The sequence below is a fragment of the Streptomyces sp. NPDC002144 genome (assembly GCF_053593695.1).
This window is the reverse complement of record NZ_JBSFDB010000060.1, coordinates 1-14,537: the sequence shown is the minus strand read 5'-3', so window position 1 is coordinate 14,537 and position 14,537 is coordinate 1. Positions and strand designations below refer to the sequence as shown.

Annotated in this window: 10 protein-coding genes and 1 pseudogene; 9 read left to right on the top strand and 2 right to left on the bottom strand. The window is 70.6% G+C overall.

The window, feature by feature from the left end:
* Window positions 1–188 precede the first annotated feature (188 nt).
* From ACWCQ1_RS44875 to ACWCQ1_RS44855, 5 genes are all read left to right on the top strand, one after another.
* Window positions 189–1,130: an ABC transporter ATP-binding protein gene (locus ACWCQ1_RS44875; RefSeq protein ID WP_451029207.1), complete on the top strand. Its 942-nt coding sequence runs from the start codon at window positions 189–191 to the stop codon at window positions 1,128–1,130.
* Complete coding sequence (locus tag ACWCQ1_RS44870; RefSeq protein ID WP_358607378.1) at window positions 1,127–2,485, top strand: ABC transporter permease; 1,359 nt, start codon at window positions 1,127–1,129, stop codon at window positions 2,483–2,485. The genes ACWCQ1_RS44875 and ACWCQ1_RS44870 overlap by 4 nt, the downstream gene beginning before the upstream one ends.
* Before the next feature lie 4 nt (window positions 2,486–2,489).
* Entirely contained in the window at window positions 2,490–5,246 is a 2,757-nt protein-coding gene (locus tag ACWCQ1_RS44865; RefSeq protein WP_358607375.1) for a bifunctional YncE family protein/alkaline phosphatase family protein, read from the top strand.
* A 130-nt stretch (window positions 5,247–5,376) separates the two neighbouring features.
* Entirely contained in the window at window positions 5,377–6,291 is a 915-nt protein-coding gene (locus ACWCQ1_RS44860) for an LLM class flavin-dependent oxidoreductase (protein WP_451029206.1), read from the top strand.
* A gap of 48 nt (window positions 6,292–6,339) precedes the next feature.
* A complete protein-coding gene (locus ACWCQ1_RS44855) occupies window positions 6,340–7,362 on the top strand; it encodes an LLM class flavin-dependent oxidoreductase (protein ID WP_358607369.1) in 1,023 nt (340 codons plus the stop codon).
* A 108-nt stretch (window positions 7,363–7,470) separates the two neighbouring features.
* Here the strand turns inward: ACWCQ1_RS44855 and ACWCQ1_RS44850 are convergent.
* A pseudogene (locus tag ACWCQ1_RS44850) lies at window positions 7,471–8,502 on the bottom strand (substrate-binding domain-containing protein).
* A 119-nt stretch (window positions 8,503–8,621) separates the two neighbouring features.
* Here ACWCQ1_RS44850 and ACWCQ1_RS44845 point away from each other — a divergent pair.
* The 3 genes from ACWCQ1_RS44845 to ACWCQ1_RS44835 all read left to right on the top strand — a co-directional run bounded on the left by ACWCQ1_RS44845 (window position 8,622) and on the right by ACWCQ1_RS44835 (window position 10,766).
* Complete coding sequence (locus ACWCQ1_RS44845; RefSeq protein WP_358607366.1) at window positions 8,622–9,134, top strand: MarR family winged helix-turn-helix transcriptional regulator; 513 nt, start codon at window positions 8,622–8,624, stop codon at window positions 9,132–9,134.
* A gap of 154 nt (window positions 9,135–9,288) precedes the next feature.
* The gene (locus ACWCQ1_RS44840) at window positions 9,289–9,915 is read left to right on the top strand and encodes a DsbA family protein (protein WP_451029205.1); all 627 of its coding nucleotides are present in this window, start codon (window positions 9,289–9,291) and stop codon (window positions 9,913–9,915) included.
* A 44-nt stretch (window positions 9,916–9,959) separates the two neighbouring features.
* The gene (locus ACWCQ1_RS44835) at window positions 9,960–10,766 is read left to right on the top strand and encodes an MBL fold metallo-hydrolase (RefSeq protein ID WP_358607360.1); all 807 of its coding nucleotides are present in this window, start codon (window positions 9,960–9,962) and stop codon (window positions 10,764–10,766) included.
* A 211-nt stretch (window positions 10,767–10,977) separates the two neighbouring features.
* Here the strand turns inward: ACWCQ1_RS44835 and ACWCQ1_RS44830 are convergent, their stop codons facing one another.
* Entirely contained in the window at window positions 10,978–11,337 is a 360-nt protein-coding gene (locus ACWCQ1_RS44830; RefSeq protein WP_451029204.1) for a hypothetical protein, read from the bottom strand.
* Window positions 11,338–12,810: 1,473 nt separating this feature from the next.
* Between ACWCQ1_RS44830 and ACWCQ1_RS44825 the strand changes: the two genes are divergently transcribed.
* The gene (locus ACWCQ1_RS44825; protein WP_451029203.1) at window positions 12,811–14,253 is read left to right on the top strand and encodes a HAMP domain-containing sensor histidine kinase; all 1,443 of its coding nucleotides are present in this window, start codon (window positions 12,811–12,813) and stop codon (window positions 14,251–14,253) included.
* Window positions 14,254–14,537 lie beyond the last annotated feature (284 nt).

Here is a 14,537-nt window from a genome sequence, read left to right as displayed (position 1 = left end):
GTGTCCGCCCATCGGGTGCCCTACGCCCTGCGGCCGACTCCCTTGCCCGATTCTGAGCCGATGCGAGTGCTTCGTACTCATGTACTTGCCAATCACTTGACGATCCGTTCCCTGGACGTTCAACCCTGGTCCCTCGCCCGCGCTGTGTGACGTCCCTAGGTTTCCTGGGGGTTTGGGAAGAGGGGACTATGGACGCACTTCTCGCGGTCCGGGCGCGCGGCATCACCAAGTGTTTCGGCGATGTCGTGGCACTCGACGGCGTCGACCTCGATATGACGCAGGGTCAGATCCACGGCCTGGTAGGGCCGAACGGCGCCGGCAAGACGACACTGCTCGGACTTCTGCTCGGTCTGGCCGTCGCCGACGGCGGCCGGCTGGAAATCCTCGGCACGCCGGTGGAGCGGGCGCTCGCCGTTCCCGACGGGGTCGCCGGCTTCGTGGACGGCCCCGGCCTCTACCCCTCCCTCACCGCCCGGCAGAACCTCGCCGCGCTGGCCCGACTCCGGGGCCACGACGCACGGACGGCGGGAATCGACGAGGTGCTCGACCAGGTCGGGCTCACCGACGTCGCCGACGACAAGGCCCGCGGCTTCTCCCTCGGCATGCGGCAACGGCTCGGTCTGGCCGCCGCCCTGCTCACCAAGCCCCGGCTGCTGGTGCTCGACGAACCCTCCAACGGCCTTGACCCGTCCGGCAAAAGACATGTGCACCGGGTTCTGACCCGGCTCGCCGCGGACGGCACCAGTGTGGTCGTCTCCAGTCACCGGATGGACGACCTCGAGGCGCTGTGCTCCGAGGTGACCATCCTCGCCACCGGACGGGTCGTCTTCTCCGGGCCGCTGAACAAGCTGGCCTCAGAGAACCGCGAACTCGACTACCGGGTGCGCACCTCCGATCCGCGCGCCGCGCGCCGACTGGCCGACGACACGGACGGGATCAGGGTCGTCGTGGACACCGGGATGCGGCAGGACGCCGAGGTGCTGGTGGTACGGGCCCTGGTGCCCGCGCTCGACGAACTGGTGGCGCACCTCGTGCGGTCGGGTGTCGCCGTGCGCGAACTGGCGCCCGTCGTCTCGCCGTTGGAGGCCGCGTTCCTCGCCCTCACCGAGCGTCAGGAGGACGGCCGATGACGACGGCCATCGCCGAAGACAGCGTTGCCATCGTCCGCCGTGTGCCGCTGTCGCGCGGCTACCGCTTCGAGTTGGTGAAGCTGGTCTCGCAGTGGCGGATCCGACTGCTGGTCCTCGCCTGCTGGATCGCGCCGGCGCTCTTCGTGGCCGGGGTGAGCCGGCAGAGCACGCTGCCGTCCGACACGCTGTTCGGCCGCTGGATGCATGCCACGGGGTGGGCCGGGCCGTTGGTGATGCTCGGTTTCGCGGGCACCTGGGCGCTGCCGCTGCTGACGTCGGTGGTCGCCGGTGACGTGTTCGCCGCCGAGGACCGGCTGGGGACCTGGCGGCATCTGCTGGTGGCGGTCCGCTCACCCCGCCGGATCTTCGTGGCGAAGTCGCTGGCCAGCCTCACCGTCATCCTGCTGCTGGTGGCCGGGCTCGTCTGCTCCAGCGTCATCGGCGGACTGGCGTCGGTCGGCAACCAGCCACTGGTCGGCCTCGACGGCCATCTGCTGACACCGGGTGACGCGGCCGGCCGGGTCCTGCTGGCGTGGCTGTGCGCCCTCGCCCCGACCCTGGCACTCGCCGCGATCGGCCTGCTCGGATCGGTGGCCCTGGGGCGCTCCCCGATGGGCCTGCTGCTGCCGCCGCTGGTCGCCCTCGGCATGCAGGTCGCCCAGATGCTGCCGCTGCCGGTCGCCGTACGCCTCGCCCTGCCGGGCTACGCCTTCATCTCCTGGAACGGCCTGTTCACCAGCCCGGCCCAGCTCGGCCCGCTGCTGATCGGCGTCGCGGTCGGCCTGGTGTGGGCCGTGCTGGCGACGGCACTGGCCTATCTGCTGTTCCTGCGGCGGGACTTCACCAACCTGGCCTACGACGGCGCCGGTCGCCGCGCTCTCACTGTCGGGCTGCTGCCCCTGGCCGCCCTCACCGCCGTCACCGTCGCGGTGGTGGCCGTGGCGACCCCGTCCATGGGCTCCGGCATCGAGCAGGACAAGGTCCAGCGTTCGGTGGCCACCGCGTTCGCCCACCTCTACCGGCTGCAGACCCGGCAGTTGCACCGCCCCGCCGTCACGGAGGCGAAGCTGCGGACCACGGCGGCGTGCACCAAGAGCGACGGCCAGGGCGCTCAAGAAGGCGCGGGCAACGACTGGCGTTGCGTCGTGACCTGGCATCTCCCCGACGTCGCGGTGGCCGGTACGGCCATCTACCAGCTCGACGTCGCCTCAGACGGGCGGTTCGTGGCCGACGGCGACGGACCGAAGGAAGTCAACGGTTACTTCCTCGTCCGTACCCCCACCGGGGACGCCCCGAACCCCCTTTGGCAGTTCGACGGCAACGTCGAACTGCTCGACACCACCTCGAAGGGATAAGTCCATGCAGGTAACACGGCTGCGCCGGGTTAACGAGAAAGAGCAGGTCAGCCTCTTCGGCAGACGCGTCGGCCGGCGCACCCTCCTGGTCACGGCGGGCATCACCGTCGCACTCGGCGTCACGGGGACCGCCGTCGCCTCGACGTGGCAGTTCGGCACCCAGCAGGTCGCCCAGGTCACCCGCGACGGCCAGGTCATCTCCAGCGACCAGTACATCAAGCCGTACGGCGACCGCACCGTCATCAACGACGGCAAGATCATGTCGTCCACGGTCAGCCCGGACGGCACCCACCTCGCGGCCTCGATCGCCGACGGCGACGCCTCGCTGGTCGTCCTGGACCTCGCGACCGGGCAGGTGAAGCAGAAGGTCGGCACCAACGCGGCGGACGACCTGCGCATCAAGACCGGTTCCGTCGGCCAGGAGGGCCCGACGTACTCGCCCGACGGCACGCAGCTGTGGCTGGGCCAGGCCGACGGCTACACCAAGTTCACCGTGGGCGCGGACGGCACCCTCGCCAACCCGGTGACCGTCTCCATCCAGGCCGACGGCACCAAGCACGCACTGGTGGGCGCGGCCGTCTTCTCCGCCGACGGCTCCACCGTCTACTCGGCGGTCAACGGCCAGAACCGGGTCGTCGCCATCGACGCGGCCAGCGGAACCATCAAGCAGAGCTGGGCCGTCGGCAACGCCCCGCGCGGACTCGCCCTGGTGGGCGGCAAGCTCTACGTCAGCAACGAGGGCGGGCGCCCGGCCAAGGCCGGCGAGACCACCATGAACTCCTACGGCACCCAGGTGCCGGCCGATCCCGACACCGGCGCCGCCACCACCGGCACCGTCAGCGTCATCGACACGTCCAACCCGTCGGCCGCCGTCGGCAGCATCGAGGTCGGTCTGCACCCGACCGCGGTGTACGCCAAGAAGGGCACCGTGTTCGTCACGAACACCGCCGACAACAGCGTCTCGGTCATCAACGCGGCCAAGGACAAGGTCGTCCAGACCATCGCCACCCAGCCGTGGCCGGAGGCCTCCGTCGGGTACGAGCCCAACGCCGTGACACTCACCGACGACGGCCGCCTGCTGGTGACGCTCGGCCGCGCCAACGCCGTCGCCGTCTACCGCTACACCTCGGCGCAGCAGCCGGCCCGCTACGTCGGCCTGCTCCCCACGGACTACTTCCCCTCGGGGATCACCACCGTCGGCAAGCAGGTGATCGTCTCCAACACCCGTGGCATCGACGCCCGCCGCCCCACCACCGCCAGCGGCCACAACACCCACGACACGACGTCGAGCCTGACGCAGTTCACACTGCCCGACGACAAGGTCGTCCGCTCGCAGACGGCCAACGTCTTCAAGCAGAACGGCTGGACGGCCGGTTCGGTCCTCACCGCCAAGGGCAAGGGCCACGCCAGGCCGCTGCCGGTCCCGGTGCGCCTGGGCGACCCCTCGACGATCAAGCACGTCTTCCTGCTGGTCAAGGAGAACCGGACCTACGACCAGGTCTTCGGCGACCTGCCGCAGGGCGACGGCAACTCCTCGCTGACGACGTTCGGCGAGAACGTGACGCCCAACCAGCACGCGCTGGCCCAGCAGTTCGGGCTCTACGACAACTTCTACGACGTCGGCACGAACTCCGCCGAGGGCCACAACTGGCTGATGCAGTCGGACAACCCGGAGTACACCGAGTCCTCCGCCGGCGAGTACACGCGCAGCTACGACACCGAGGACGACGTTCTCGGCCACCAGAAGACCGGCTTCATCTGGACCGGGGCGCAGGCGGCCGGGAAGTCCGTCAAGGACTTCGGCGAGTTCCAGTCGATCGAGTCCAAGCCGGCCGGCGCGACGTGGCAGAACCTGTACTGCGACAGCAAGAACATGGCCGCGACGGGGGCGCAGACCCAGTACCCCATCAAGACCGGTTCGGCGATCCCGTCGCTCAACAAGGTGGCGGTGCAGGGCTTCCCGCTGTTCGACCTCGATGTCCCGGACATCTACAAGGAACAGATCTGGAAGCAGGACTTCGAGAAGAACGGTCCGGCGAACCTGAACATGTTCTGGTTCTCCAACGACCACACCGGCGGCCCGGCGAACGCCTCCGCCGAGGTCGCGGACAACGACCTCGCGGTCGGCCGGATGGTCGACGAGATCTCGCACAGCAAGTACTGGAAGGACTCGGCGATCTTCGTCGTCGAGGACGACTCGCAGAACGGTCTCGACCACGTCGACGGCCACCGTGCGCCGGTCCAGGTCATCAGCCCGTACGCCCAGCACGGCACCGTCGACAACCACTACTACTCGCAGATCACGATGGTCCGCACCATCGAGCAGATCCTCGGCATCCACCCGATGAACCAGCTCGACAGCGCGGCCACCCCGATGTACGGGGCCTTCACCCCGAAGGCGAACAACACCCCGTTCACGGCGGTGCCCAACCGGACCTCGCTGACCCTCGGCGTGAGCCCCCAGCCCACCTGCGGTTCGGACACCCCGGCGGCGCAGGACAAGCAGGCGGCCGCCGCGCCGACGACCACCGCGGTGCCGGAGGCGGCGCAGACGGTCGCGGCGCAGTGGAAGGCCTGGGCCTCGCACCAGCGCCTGACCGGCCCGAACGCCGTGCCTGACTACGCCAACCCCGAGCAGATGAACCGCTACACCTGGTACCAGACGCACAACTTCACCAAGCCGTACCCGGGCGACAAGAAGGTCTACGCGCCGAACGCGGTACCCGGCGCCTACCTCCCGTCGTCGGAGTCCGACGGCTGACCGAGCCTCTCCCGACGGAGCCTCATCCCGACAGGGCCCTCCGGCCGGTGTCACCGCCGGCCGGAGGGCCCTGTCCGCGCGCTTCCCGGACCAGGCCGCCTTTGACAGGGTTCATCGATACGTTGGAGGCATGCGCTTTGCCATCTCCATCCCCCAGTTCTACCTGGACGGCGAGTTCGATCCGGGAGCCTTCCGCGCGTACCTCGCCCGGGCCGAGGACCTCGGGTACCACAGCGTCTGGGCGCAGGAGTCACCACTCGGCACCGGGGCGGTGCTGTCGCCGATGGAGGCCATGACCTACGCCGCCGCGTGCACGACCCGGCTGCGGCTGGGGACGACCGTCTTCGTGAGCACACTCCACCAGCCCGTCCACTTCGCGAAGGCGCTGGCGACCATCGACCAGATGAGCGGAGGCCGGCTGGAGGTCGGGGTCGGCTCCGGTGGCCCGAACCGGCCGTTCGCCGCGTTCGGCATGGACAAGGCCCGCTACCTGGCGCGGTTCACCGAGGGCATCGACCTCGTCAAGGCGCTGTGGACACAGCCGAGCGTCACCTTCGACGGCGAGTTCTGGCAGCTCGAGGACGCCGCGATGGAACCCAAGCCGCTCCAGAAGCCGCATCCGCCGCTGTGGTTCGGCGGATCGAGCGAGTCGGCGCTGCGGCGCGCGGTGCGGCTGGGGGACGGGTTCTTCGGCGCGGGATCGTCCACCACGGCCGCGTTCCGTGAGCAGGTCGCGTTCGTCGCCGAGGAGGCGGCCAAGGCGGGCAGGCCGGACTTCCCGGTCGCCAAGCGGGTCTACATCGACATCGACGAGGACGCAGCACGGGCACGGGAGCGGACCAACGCCGGACTGGCCCGTGTCTACGGTCGCCGGATCGCCCGTATCGAGGCCGCCGCGATCGCCGGGCCCCTGGACGAGTGCGTGGCGGGCGTCCGCGAGGTGATCGACGCCGGCGCGGGCCTCGTCCTGTTCACCCCGCTCGGCGATCCCGCCCCGCTCGCGGAGCGCATCGCCGCCGAGCTGATCCCCGCGCTCTCCGTTTGATGTCACGCGCGCCCGGAATGAACTCGGTCGTAGAACGTTGAACCAACTATGAAGAAGATCGGTTTTCTGTCGTTCGGGCACTGGACGCCGTCGCCGCATTCGCAGACGCGGTCCGCCGCCGACTCCCTGCTGCAGGCGATCGACCTGGCGGTCGCCGCCGAGGAGCTGGGCGCCGACGGTGCCTATTTCCGTGTCCACCACTTCGCCAGGCAGCACGGCTCACCGTTCCCGCTGCTCGCCGCCATCGGTGCCCGCACCAGCCGGATCGAGATCGGCACCGGTGTCATCGACATGCGCTACGAGAACCCCATGTACATGGCCGAGGACGCCGGCGCCGCCGACCTCATCTCCGGCGGGCGGCTCCAGCTCGGGATCAGCCGGGGCTCACCGGAGCAGGTCATCGACGGTTGGCGGTACTTCGGGTACGGGCCGGCGGAGGGCAAGACCGACGCCGACATGGCCCGTGCGCACACCGAGGTGCTTCTGGAGGTGCTGAAGGGCGAAGGGTTCGCGGAGCCCAACCCGAACCCGATGTTCGGCAACCCGCCGGGGCTGCTGCGGATCGAGCCGTACTCCGAGGGACTGCGGGAGCGGATCTGGTGGGGGTCCGGTTCCGACGCGACCGCCGTGTGGGCCGCCGAGCTCGGCATGAACCTGCAGAGCTCGACCCTCAAGTACGACGAGAGCGGCGAACCGCTGCACGTCCAGCAGCGCAAGCAGATCGAGGCCTACCGCGAGGCCTGGCGCGCCGCGGGCCACGAACGCGAGCCCCGGGTCTCCGTCAGCCGCAGCGTCTTCGCCCTCGTCGACGACCGGGACCGCGCCTACTTCGGCCGGGAACGCGACTCCAAGGACCACGTGGGGTACCTCGACGCCGACACCCGCGCGGTCTTCGGCCGCACCTACGCCGCCGAACCCGACGTACTCGTCAAACGGCTCGCCGAGGACGAGGCCATCGCCGCCGCCGACACCCTGCTGCTCACGGTGCCCAACCAGCTCGGCGTCGACTACAACGCACACGTCATCGAGAGCATCCTCACCCACGTCGCCCCGGAACTCGGCTGGCGCTGAGGCACACCGTCACGCAGAAGGCGGGGTTCTTTTGCGGCAGGGGGACGATGCCGGCGGGCTGCGAGGCTCCCGCGGGAGTGGCGGCCTCGGGCCCCCGCCGGGTGCGGATCAGTCCGGGGCGGGCGGGTGGTCCGGCGCCGGGGCTGCGTGTGCGTCGGCGTGCGGTCGGCCGGTCGTACGCCGGCCGCGGGGCTCGGCCCTGTCGATGGGCGGTGCCGTGGAGGCTCGGACGACGAGTTCGACCGGCGGGTCGCTCACCGGTGCCGGTTCCGCGTCCGGTTTCTCGATGGCCTGCACCAGCAGCCGCAGCCCTTCGTGGGCGACGGCGTCGAACGGCTGGCGCACGGTGGTCAGCGGGGGTGTGACATAGCCGGAGACGGGGATGTCGTCGAAGCCGACGACGCTGACGTCCTCCGGCACGCGCAAGCCGGCTTCGGTCAGGGCGCTGAGCAGGCCCATGGCCATGTCGTCGTTGGCTGCTCAGACCGCGGTGGCGTCGCCGGCCCGGGCGAGTTCGCGGCCCGCCGCGTAGCCGGAGGCGGCCGACCAGTCGCCGGTGAGGACGGGCGGCTGCTCACTGCCCCGTGCCGCAAGCGCCGCCCGCCGGCCGGCGAGCCGGTCGCGGGCGGCGAACCACCGCTGCGGACCGGCAAGGTGATGGACCGTCAGGCGGCCGAGGTCCAGCAGGTGTTCGGTGGCGACCCGGGCCAGCGACTCGGCGCCGACGCCCGCGGCCACCGCCCGGGGCCCGCCGAACTCGGCCGGCGCGCCCCGGACCAGGACCGGCACGTCGACGCTGAGGGACACCTTTCCCTCGTCGATCGGCTCCGACACGACGACGCCGTCCACACCCTGGTCGAGCAGTGACTCCACCGCGCCGGCGACTCCCCCGGAGTCCCCTTCGAGCGTGTTGACCACGCGGAGTGCGTAACCGGCGTCACGGGCGGCGCGTTCGATGCCGATGAGCAGGGAGGCGGGTCCGTACAGGGCGGTGCCAAGGGTGACCACGCCGATGGAGCGGGTGCGCCCCGAGGCGAGCGTCCGCGCGGCGCGGGCCTTCGGCGAGACGCCGGCCCGCCGGGCGACGTCGATGCCGGTCGGCGCGGCGGAGCCCGCACCCCGCGGTTCCCCTCGCACCATCCGCGTCCCCCTGGGTCCGGCCGCCCGCGTCCTAGCGAGTCGGTACGTTTCCGCAGGCCCCGGGCCACTGCGGGAGCGGTGCAGGGTAGGTTCCGTCGGAACGAACGTACGGAGGTGCCGTGGGCGAGCAGGGCGGGCAGGGCGGGCAGAGAGAGATCAGGACCGCGAAGGAGGCGGCCGACGACGAGCTGGTCCTGGCCTTCGGACGCCTCCAGGGCGCCGCGAACAGGCTGGAGTACATCCTGGGCCGGGAGATCGAGCGGGAGTGCGGGATCAGCCACCTGATGTACGAGGTTCTGCTGATCCTGGGCCGGGCCGGTGAGCCGGGGCTGTCGATGCGGGCCATCAGCCAGGAGCAGGTGCTCAGCACGGGCGGGGCGACGCGCCTGGTGGACCGCATGGAGGCGGCCGGTCTGGTGCGCCGCGTCACGGACCCGGACGACCGGCGCGGACGTCTCGTACACCTCACTCCCCGGGGCGAGGAGACCGCCGTACGTGCCTCCCGGCTGCATGTGGAGAACATCCGGCGGTACCTTCTCGACCCCCTGCCCGCCGCCGAGCGGGAACGCTTCGCGGAGAACCTGCGCATCATCAGCCACGCGGCCCGCGACGCCCTGCCCCTGCTGCCCTGAGGCGTCGAGCCCCCGAGGCCCGGAGGCCCGGAGACCCTGAGGCGAGCCGTCCGGGATCCGGGTGCGCCGCATTGAATTATCTGACACGTCAGATAATGTTGGCGAGGGTGAGCGTCCCGCACCGGGCGGGCGCCGCACCCTCCCGAGGTCCACGATGAAGCTCATCTACGTGTTCGACGCCTACTGCGGCTGGTCGCACGGTTTCTCCGCGACGCTGGACGAGATCACCTCCCGCCATCCCGAACTGCCGGTGGAGGTCGTCTCCGGCGGCCTGTTCCTCGGCGGGCGCCGCCAGCCGCTGAGCGCGTTCGGCCACATCCAGCGCGCCAACCAGCAGATCAGCGCAGTGACGGGCGCCGAGTTCGGCGAGGCCTACCAGCGGCTGGCCGCCGAGGGCTCCTTCGTGATGGACTCCGCTGCCGCCGCCCGCGGTGTCGCCGCGCTGCGCCAGGCCGCTCCAGGCCGCGCGGCCGAACTGGCCGTGGCCCTCCAGCGCGTTTTCTACGTCGACGGGCTGAGCCTGTCCGACCCGGCCACCTACCGCCGGCTCGCCGAGACGGCGGGGCTGGACGCCGACGCCGTCGTCGCCGCCTTCGAGGCCCCGGAGACACAGGCGGAGGCCGAAGCCGACTTCCACCGCGCCGCCGAGCTGGGCGTCACCGGATTCCCCACCCTCCTCGCCGTCGACGGCGGCCGCGCCACCACGCTGGCGCTCGGACGCGCCACCCCCGACGAGGTCGACGGGCGCCTGGCGCACCTCGGCGCCCTGCCCGTCTTCTGAGCCCGTCGTCTGAGCCCACTCCCCCCCGAAACCAGGAGCCCTCCATGAGCACGCTCGACTTCAAGGTCCTCGACCTCGACTTCCCGGCCGGCAGCAAGAACAAGACCGCCACCCTCGTCACCGGCGAGAGCGAGGCCCTGCTGGTGGACGCCGCGTTCACGCGCGCCGACGGCCACCGGCTGGCCGCCGAGATCCTCGACTCCGGCAAGACACTGACCACGGTCTTCGTCAGCCACGGCGACCCCGACTTCTACTTCGGCGCCGAAGTGATCGCCGACGCCTTCCCCGACGCGGTCTTCCACGCCACCCCGACCGTCATCGAGCACATCCAGCACTCCTACGAGGGCAAGCTCAAGGCGTGGCAGGCCCTCGGCACCAACCTGCCCACCCGTCTGGTGGACCTGACCCCGCTCACCGGCGACCTCACCCTGGAGGGCCACCGCTTCGAGCTCAGGGGCGGCCCCGCACCCCTGCCCGACCGCCACTACCTGTGGCAGGCCGAACACCGCGCCCTGCTCGGCGGCGTCCTGCTCTTCCAGCAGGAGCACGTCTGGGTCGCCGACACCCCCACCCCCGACGACCGCGCCGCCTGGATCGACCTGCTCGACGAGATGGCCGCCCTGCAGCCGGAGCTGGTCGTCCCCGGCCACCGCCTGCCCGGCACGGCGGCGGACGCCTCCGCCATCACCGCCACCCGCGACTACCTGCTCGCCTTCGAGGAGGAGCTCGGCAAGGCCCCCGACGCAGCCGCCCTGACCCAGGCCCTGCTCGAGCGCCACCCCGACCACGGCATGCTCATCGCCGCCCAGATCGGGGCGAAGGTCGCCAAGGGCGAGATGACGTGGGGCTGACCTTGACTTCTCCCCCAGCTGAAGCAGGGAGATTCTTCCCTCGCGGGTTGAGCTTTCTGCTTCTCAGACAGCAGCTGCCCCGAACTAACGGCAAGGGACGTGGGTACGCCCAGCAGTCTTACACCAGCTCCACAGACCTGACATCCCGCCAGCCCGGCGGTAGGCCCGGCCGGCTTGGTTATCGCCGACCGGACGCCACAGAAGCTACCACTTATCTGCGGGTGGTTGGGGGTGAACGCCGATCCGCCCTGGCGGCGCATCGGCTTTCCCTGCCCTGCTCCGCAGGAGTCCGTTTCCTCCCCCGCCTGAAGGCGGGGGTATCCACGGAGGAATCCCGATGAGCGCGGTGGTAGAAGCCCGAGGTGCCGCCCAGCGCGAAGGCGAGCATGCCGGTCGCCAGGGCGCGCTTGCCTCCGATGCGCTCGGAGAAGGCACCCGCGAACGGAGCGAAGCGCACGATCGCCAGCGCGTGGGCACTGATGATCATCCTGGCCAGCAGACCGACGTCGGCCGTGCCCGCGTAAGCGGAGCGGATGCCTGGTGTCGCGGGCGACACCACTGCTCCGGCCATGATCGTGAGTGTGCCGGCGAGCACTGGTACGGCTGCCTGACCACGGCTGCCTCGCGTGCTCTGTCCGTTCACCTTCGGTTCGGGGCGCACCTCTCCGTCTCCTCAAGCGACTTGGGGTTGGTCGCGGTTTGTGCTCGCCACCGTAGAACCTCAACCCAAGTTGAGGTCAATCGGTGCCGATCGGATCACGCCTCGGGGCGTCGCCCCCGGGCCGAGAACAGCAGCGCCGTGACGTCCCGCGTCTCGGTGCGACCAGGCCGTGATGACCTCGGCCATCTCCTGGGTGCTCACCCGGCCGTTGTCGACCAGCGGCCGGCTCTGCAGTTCCATGTGGCGGCGTATCAGCTCCGTCTCGTACCGGCCCGGTCTCGGGCCCGGTGGGCGCAGGTTCAGGTCCCGGAGGGCAGCCCGAGTTGTGCCAGCCGGGCGGGCAGCAGCCGCGCGAAGCGCATGTCGGCGCGGTGCTGGCTGAAGGCCCGCAGGTAGGCTTGGACGACCGCGCGTCGGCGGGGCGCAATTGGGCTGGCATAGCTCGGACAGCAGGGCCTCGGACTGGTCCACGCCAGACTTCTCCTCGATCTTGCGGGTCACGGATCACCTCTCCTGCGCCCTTGGAACCGGAATACGGATCGGCGAGCGCGCACTCACGGCACTGCCGACCGGAATGGGAAGTGCAGACCCGGGGAATTCTCACGGAGTCAGGCGAACGGCGCGTGCGACTTCTGGAGGAAGTCACCCCTGAACTGCTGCGACAATGGGCCGCGGATAATCCCGTTCCCCTTTTCCCCATACCGTGTTCCGCAATCCTGTTCGACGGCTCGGGCTTTCGTTCTGCCGGGCGGAGGAATCTCCGCGTCCCACGTTTCCCCGGGCGAGTCTCTTGCCGACGGACAGCGGCTGTCAAGGCGAGGGACAACCGATATGTCAAGGGGTTCGTCAGACAATGCAAGAGGAGTGAAAGAAAGGCCGGGCCGGCGGAGTTGAACCTGGGTGAGCTTTTTCTGAGACCGCGTTGTGCCCATGACCACCCCGCTGTCCAAAGAGCTGACCATCGGCGAGCTGCGCGCCCACCTGGCAGGAGTGGGCCACGCTGTCGGCACGCTGGCGGGCCGACCTCGACCGGCGCATCGTCCAGTTGTTGACTTCTCCCCCGGCTGAAGCAGGGAGATTCTTCCCTCGCGGGTTGAGCTTTCTGCTTCTCAGACAGCAGCTGCCCCGAACTAACGGCAAGGGACGTGGGTACGCCCAGCAGTCTTACGCCAGCTCCACAGACCTGACATCCCGCCAGCCCGGCGGTAGGCCCGGCCAGCTTGGTTATCGCCGGCCAGACGCCACAGAAGCTACCACTTATCTGCGGGTGGTTGGGGGTGAACGCCGATCCGCCCTGGCGGCGCATCGGCTTTCCCTGCCCTGCTCCGCAGTAGTCCGCTTCCTCCCCCGCCTGAAGGCGGGGGTATCCACGAAGGAATCCCGATGAGAAAGCCCGCCGTCCGGGAACCGCGCCGGCTGACCCGATGGTGGCGCCGGCGGTCCCTGCGGACCAGGCTGACGGTGATCGCGGCGACGGCCATCGCGGTCAGCGTGTTCGTGGCCTTCCAGGTGGCCAGCCAGCTACTGGACTGGGAGCTGCGGGACTCCGCCGAGAATCAGCTACGCGCCGACTCCCGCGTCCTGGCGGCGAACGCGGAGCGCGCCGGTCTGTCGCAGGTCCAGCTACCGCCGTATCCCGGATCCGGTCGGCTGGTGCGGGTCATCCTGCCCGACGGCTCGACCCGGACGCCGGCCGGCCAACCCCCGCTGCCCCCGGTCAGCGAGCACGCCGGGCGCGTGGCGCAGGGCGAGTCGGCCGACCTGATGGAGTCGAACGACAGCGACGACGACGGCTACATCATCTACACGCTGCGGGCGGGCGACGGCGCGGTCCAGGTGGCCCGCGCCGTCGACGACAGCCCGATCAACCGGTTCGGGTTCGGCATGCTGCTGATCGGGCTGCTCTGCGTGGTCGGCGGCGCCCTTGTCGGGCGGACCGTGGCGCGGACCGGGCTGGCACCGATCGACCGGCTGACCGCCGCCGCGGTACGCGTCGCGCACACCCGGGATCTCGACGCCGACATCCCGGATGAGGGCGGTGGGGAGATCCGGCGGCTCATCCAGTCGATCAACGACATGCTCGCCGCGCTCCGGGACTCCCGGCGAGCCCAACGGCTGCTCGCCGAGGACGCCGCCCACGAGCTCAAGACCCCGCTCACCAGCCTGCGCCTCAACGCCGAGCTGCTGATCCGGCTCGATCGGCGCGGCACCCTGGACAGCGCACTGCCGGCGGAGAGCCGGACCCGGCTGCTCAACGATGTCGGCGCCCAGGTGGACGAGTTGAGCACCCTTGTCGCCGAGCTGACCGACCTGGCGCGCGGTGACGTCAGCGACGAGAGCACCGAGGTGCTCGACCTCGCCGACGTGGTGGTGGCCGCCGCGACCCGGGCGCGTTCCCGCATGCCCGACATCGAGGTCGCGCTCGACGTGACCTCCGTGTCGGTGAGCGGGCGTCCCGCTGCCCTCGAGCGGGCGGTGCTCAACCTCATCGACAACGCCGGAAAGTGGTCCCCTGCGGACCAGCCGGTCCAGGTCCGGCTCCGGGCCGAGGGCGCGTCGGCGGTGCTCGAGGTCGACGACGCCGGGCCGGGCATCGACACCGCCGACGTACCGCGGGTGTTCGACCGGTTCTACCGTGCCGACAGCGCCCGGGCGTTACCGGGATCCGGTCTGGGGCTGTCGATCGTGCAGCGGGTCGTCGACGCCCACGGCGGCCGGGCCACCGTCGCCCGCTCCGCACGCGGTGGCGCGCTGCTCCGGGTCGACCTTCCGGCCGCGGCCCCGCCCGCCCGGCTCACGACCGGAGATGACACCGCGGCGCACTGACCCGCCCCGGCGGCGTGGCAGGACAAGGGACGGTGGCCCTCGGGCATGGCCCCGCGCGGCTCATCGGGATTCCTCCGTGGATGCCCCCGCCTTCAGGCGGGGAAGGAAGCGGACTCCTGCGGAGCAGGGCAGGGAAAGCCGATGCGCCGCCAAGGCGGATCGGCGTTCCCCCCCCAACCACCCGCAGGCAAGTGGTCGTTTGTATGGCGTCTGGTCGGCGATAACCAAGCTGGCCGGGCCTACCGCCGGGCTGGCGGGATGTCAGGTCTGTGGAGCTGGCGTAA

What these genes read in the sequence shown, in the direction of transcription:
- ACWCQ1_RS44875 (WP_451029207.1), top strand. Translation starts at nt 189, where the DNA reads ATGGACGCACTTCTCGCGGTCCGGGCGCGCGGCATCACCAAGTGTTTC.
- ACWCQ1_RS44870 (WP_358607378.1), top strand. Translation starts at nt 1,127, where the DNA reads ATGACGACGGCCATCGCCGAAGACAGCGTTGCCATCGTCCGCCGTGTG.
- ACWCQ1_RS44865 (WP_358607375.1), top strand. Translation starts at nt 2,490, where the DNA reads ATGCAGGTAACACGGCTGCGCCGGGTTAACGAGAAAGAGCAGGTCAGC.
- ACWCQ1_RS44860 (WP_451029206.1), top strand. Translation starts at nt 5,377, where the DNA reads ATGCGCTTTGCCATCTCCATCCCCCAGTTCTACCTGGACGGCGAGTTC.
- ACWCQ1_RS44855 (WP_358607369.1), top strand. Translation starts at nt 6,340, where the DNA reads ATGAAGAAGATCGGTTTTCTGTCGTTCGGGCACTGGACGCCGTCGCCG.
- ACWCQ1_RS44840 (WP_451029205.1), top strand. Translation starts at nt 9,289, where the DNA reads ATGAAGCTCATCTACGTGTTCGACGCCTACTGCGGCTGGTCGCACGGT.
- ACWCQ1_RS44835 (WP_358607360.1), top strand. Translation starts at nt 9,960, where the DNA reads ATGAGCACGCTCGACTTCAAGGTCCTCGACCTCGACTTCCCGGCCGGC.
- ACWCQ1_RS44830 (WP_451029204.1), bottom strand. Translation starts at nt 11,337, where the DNA reads ATGGCCGGAGCAGTGGTGTCGCCCGCGACACCAGGCATCCGCTCCGCT.
- ACWCQ1_RS44825 (WP_451029203.1), top strand. Translation starts at nt 12,811, where the DNA reads ATGAGAAAGCCCGCCGTCCGGGAACCGCGCCGGCTGACCCGATGGTGG.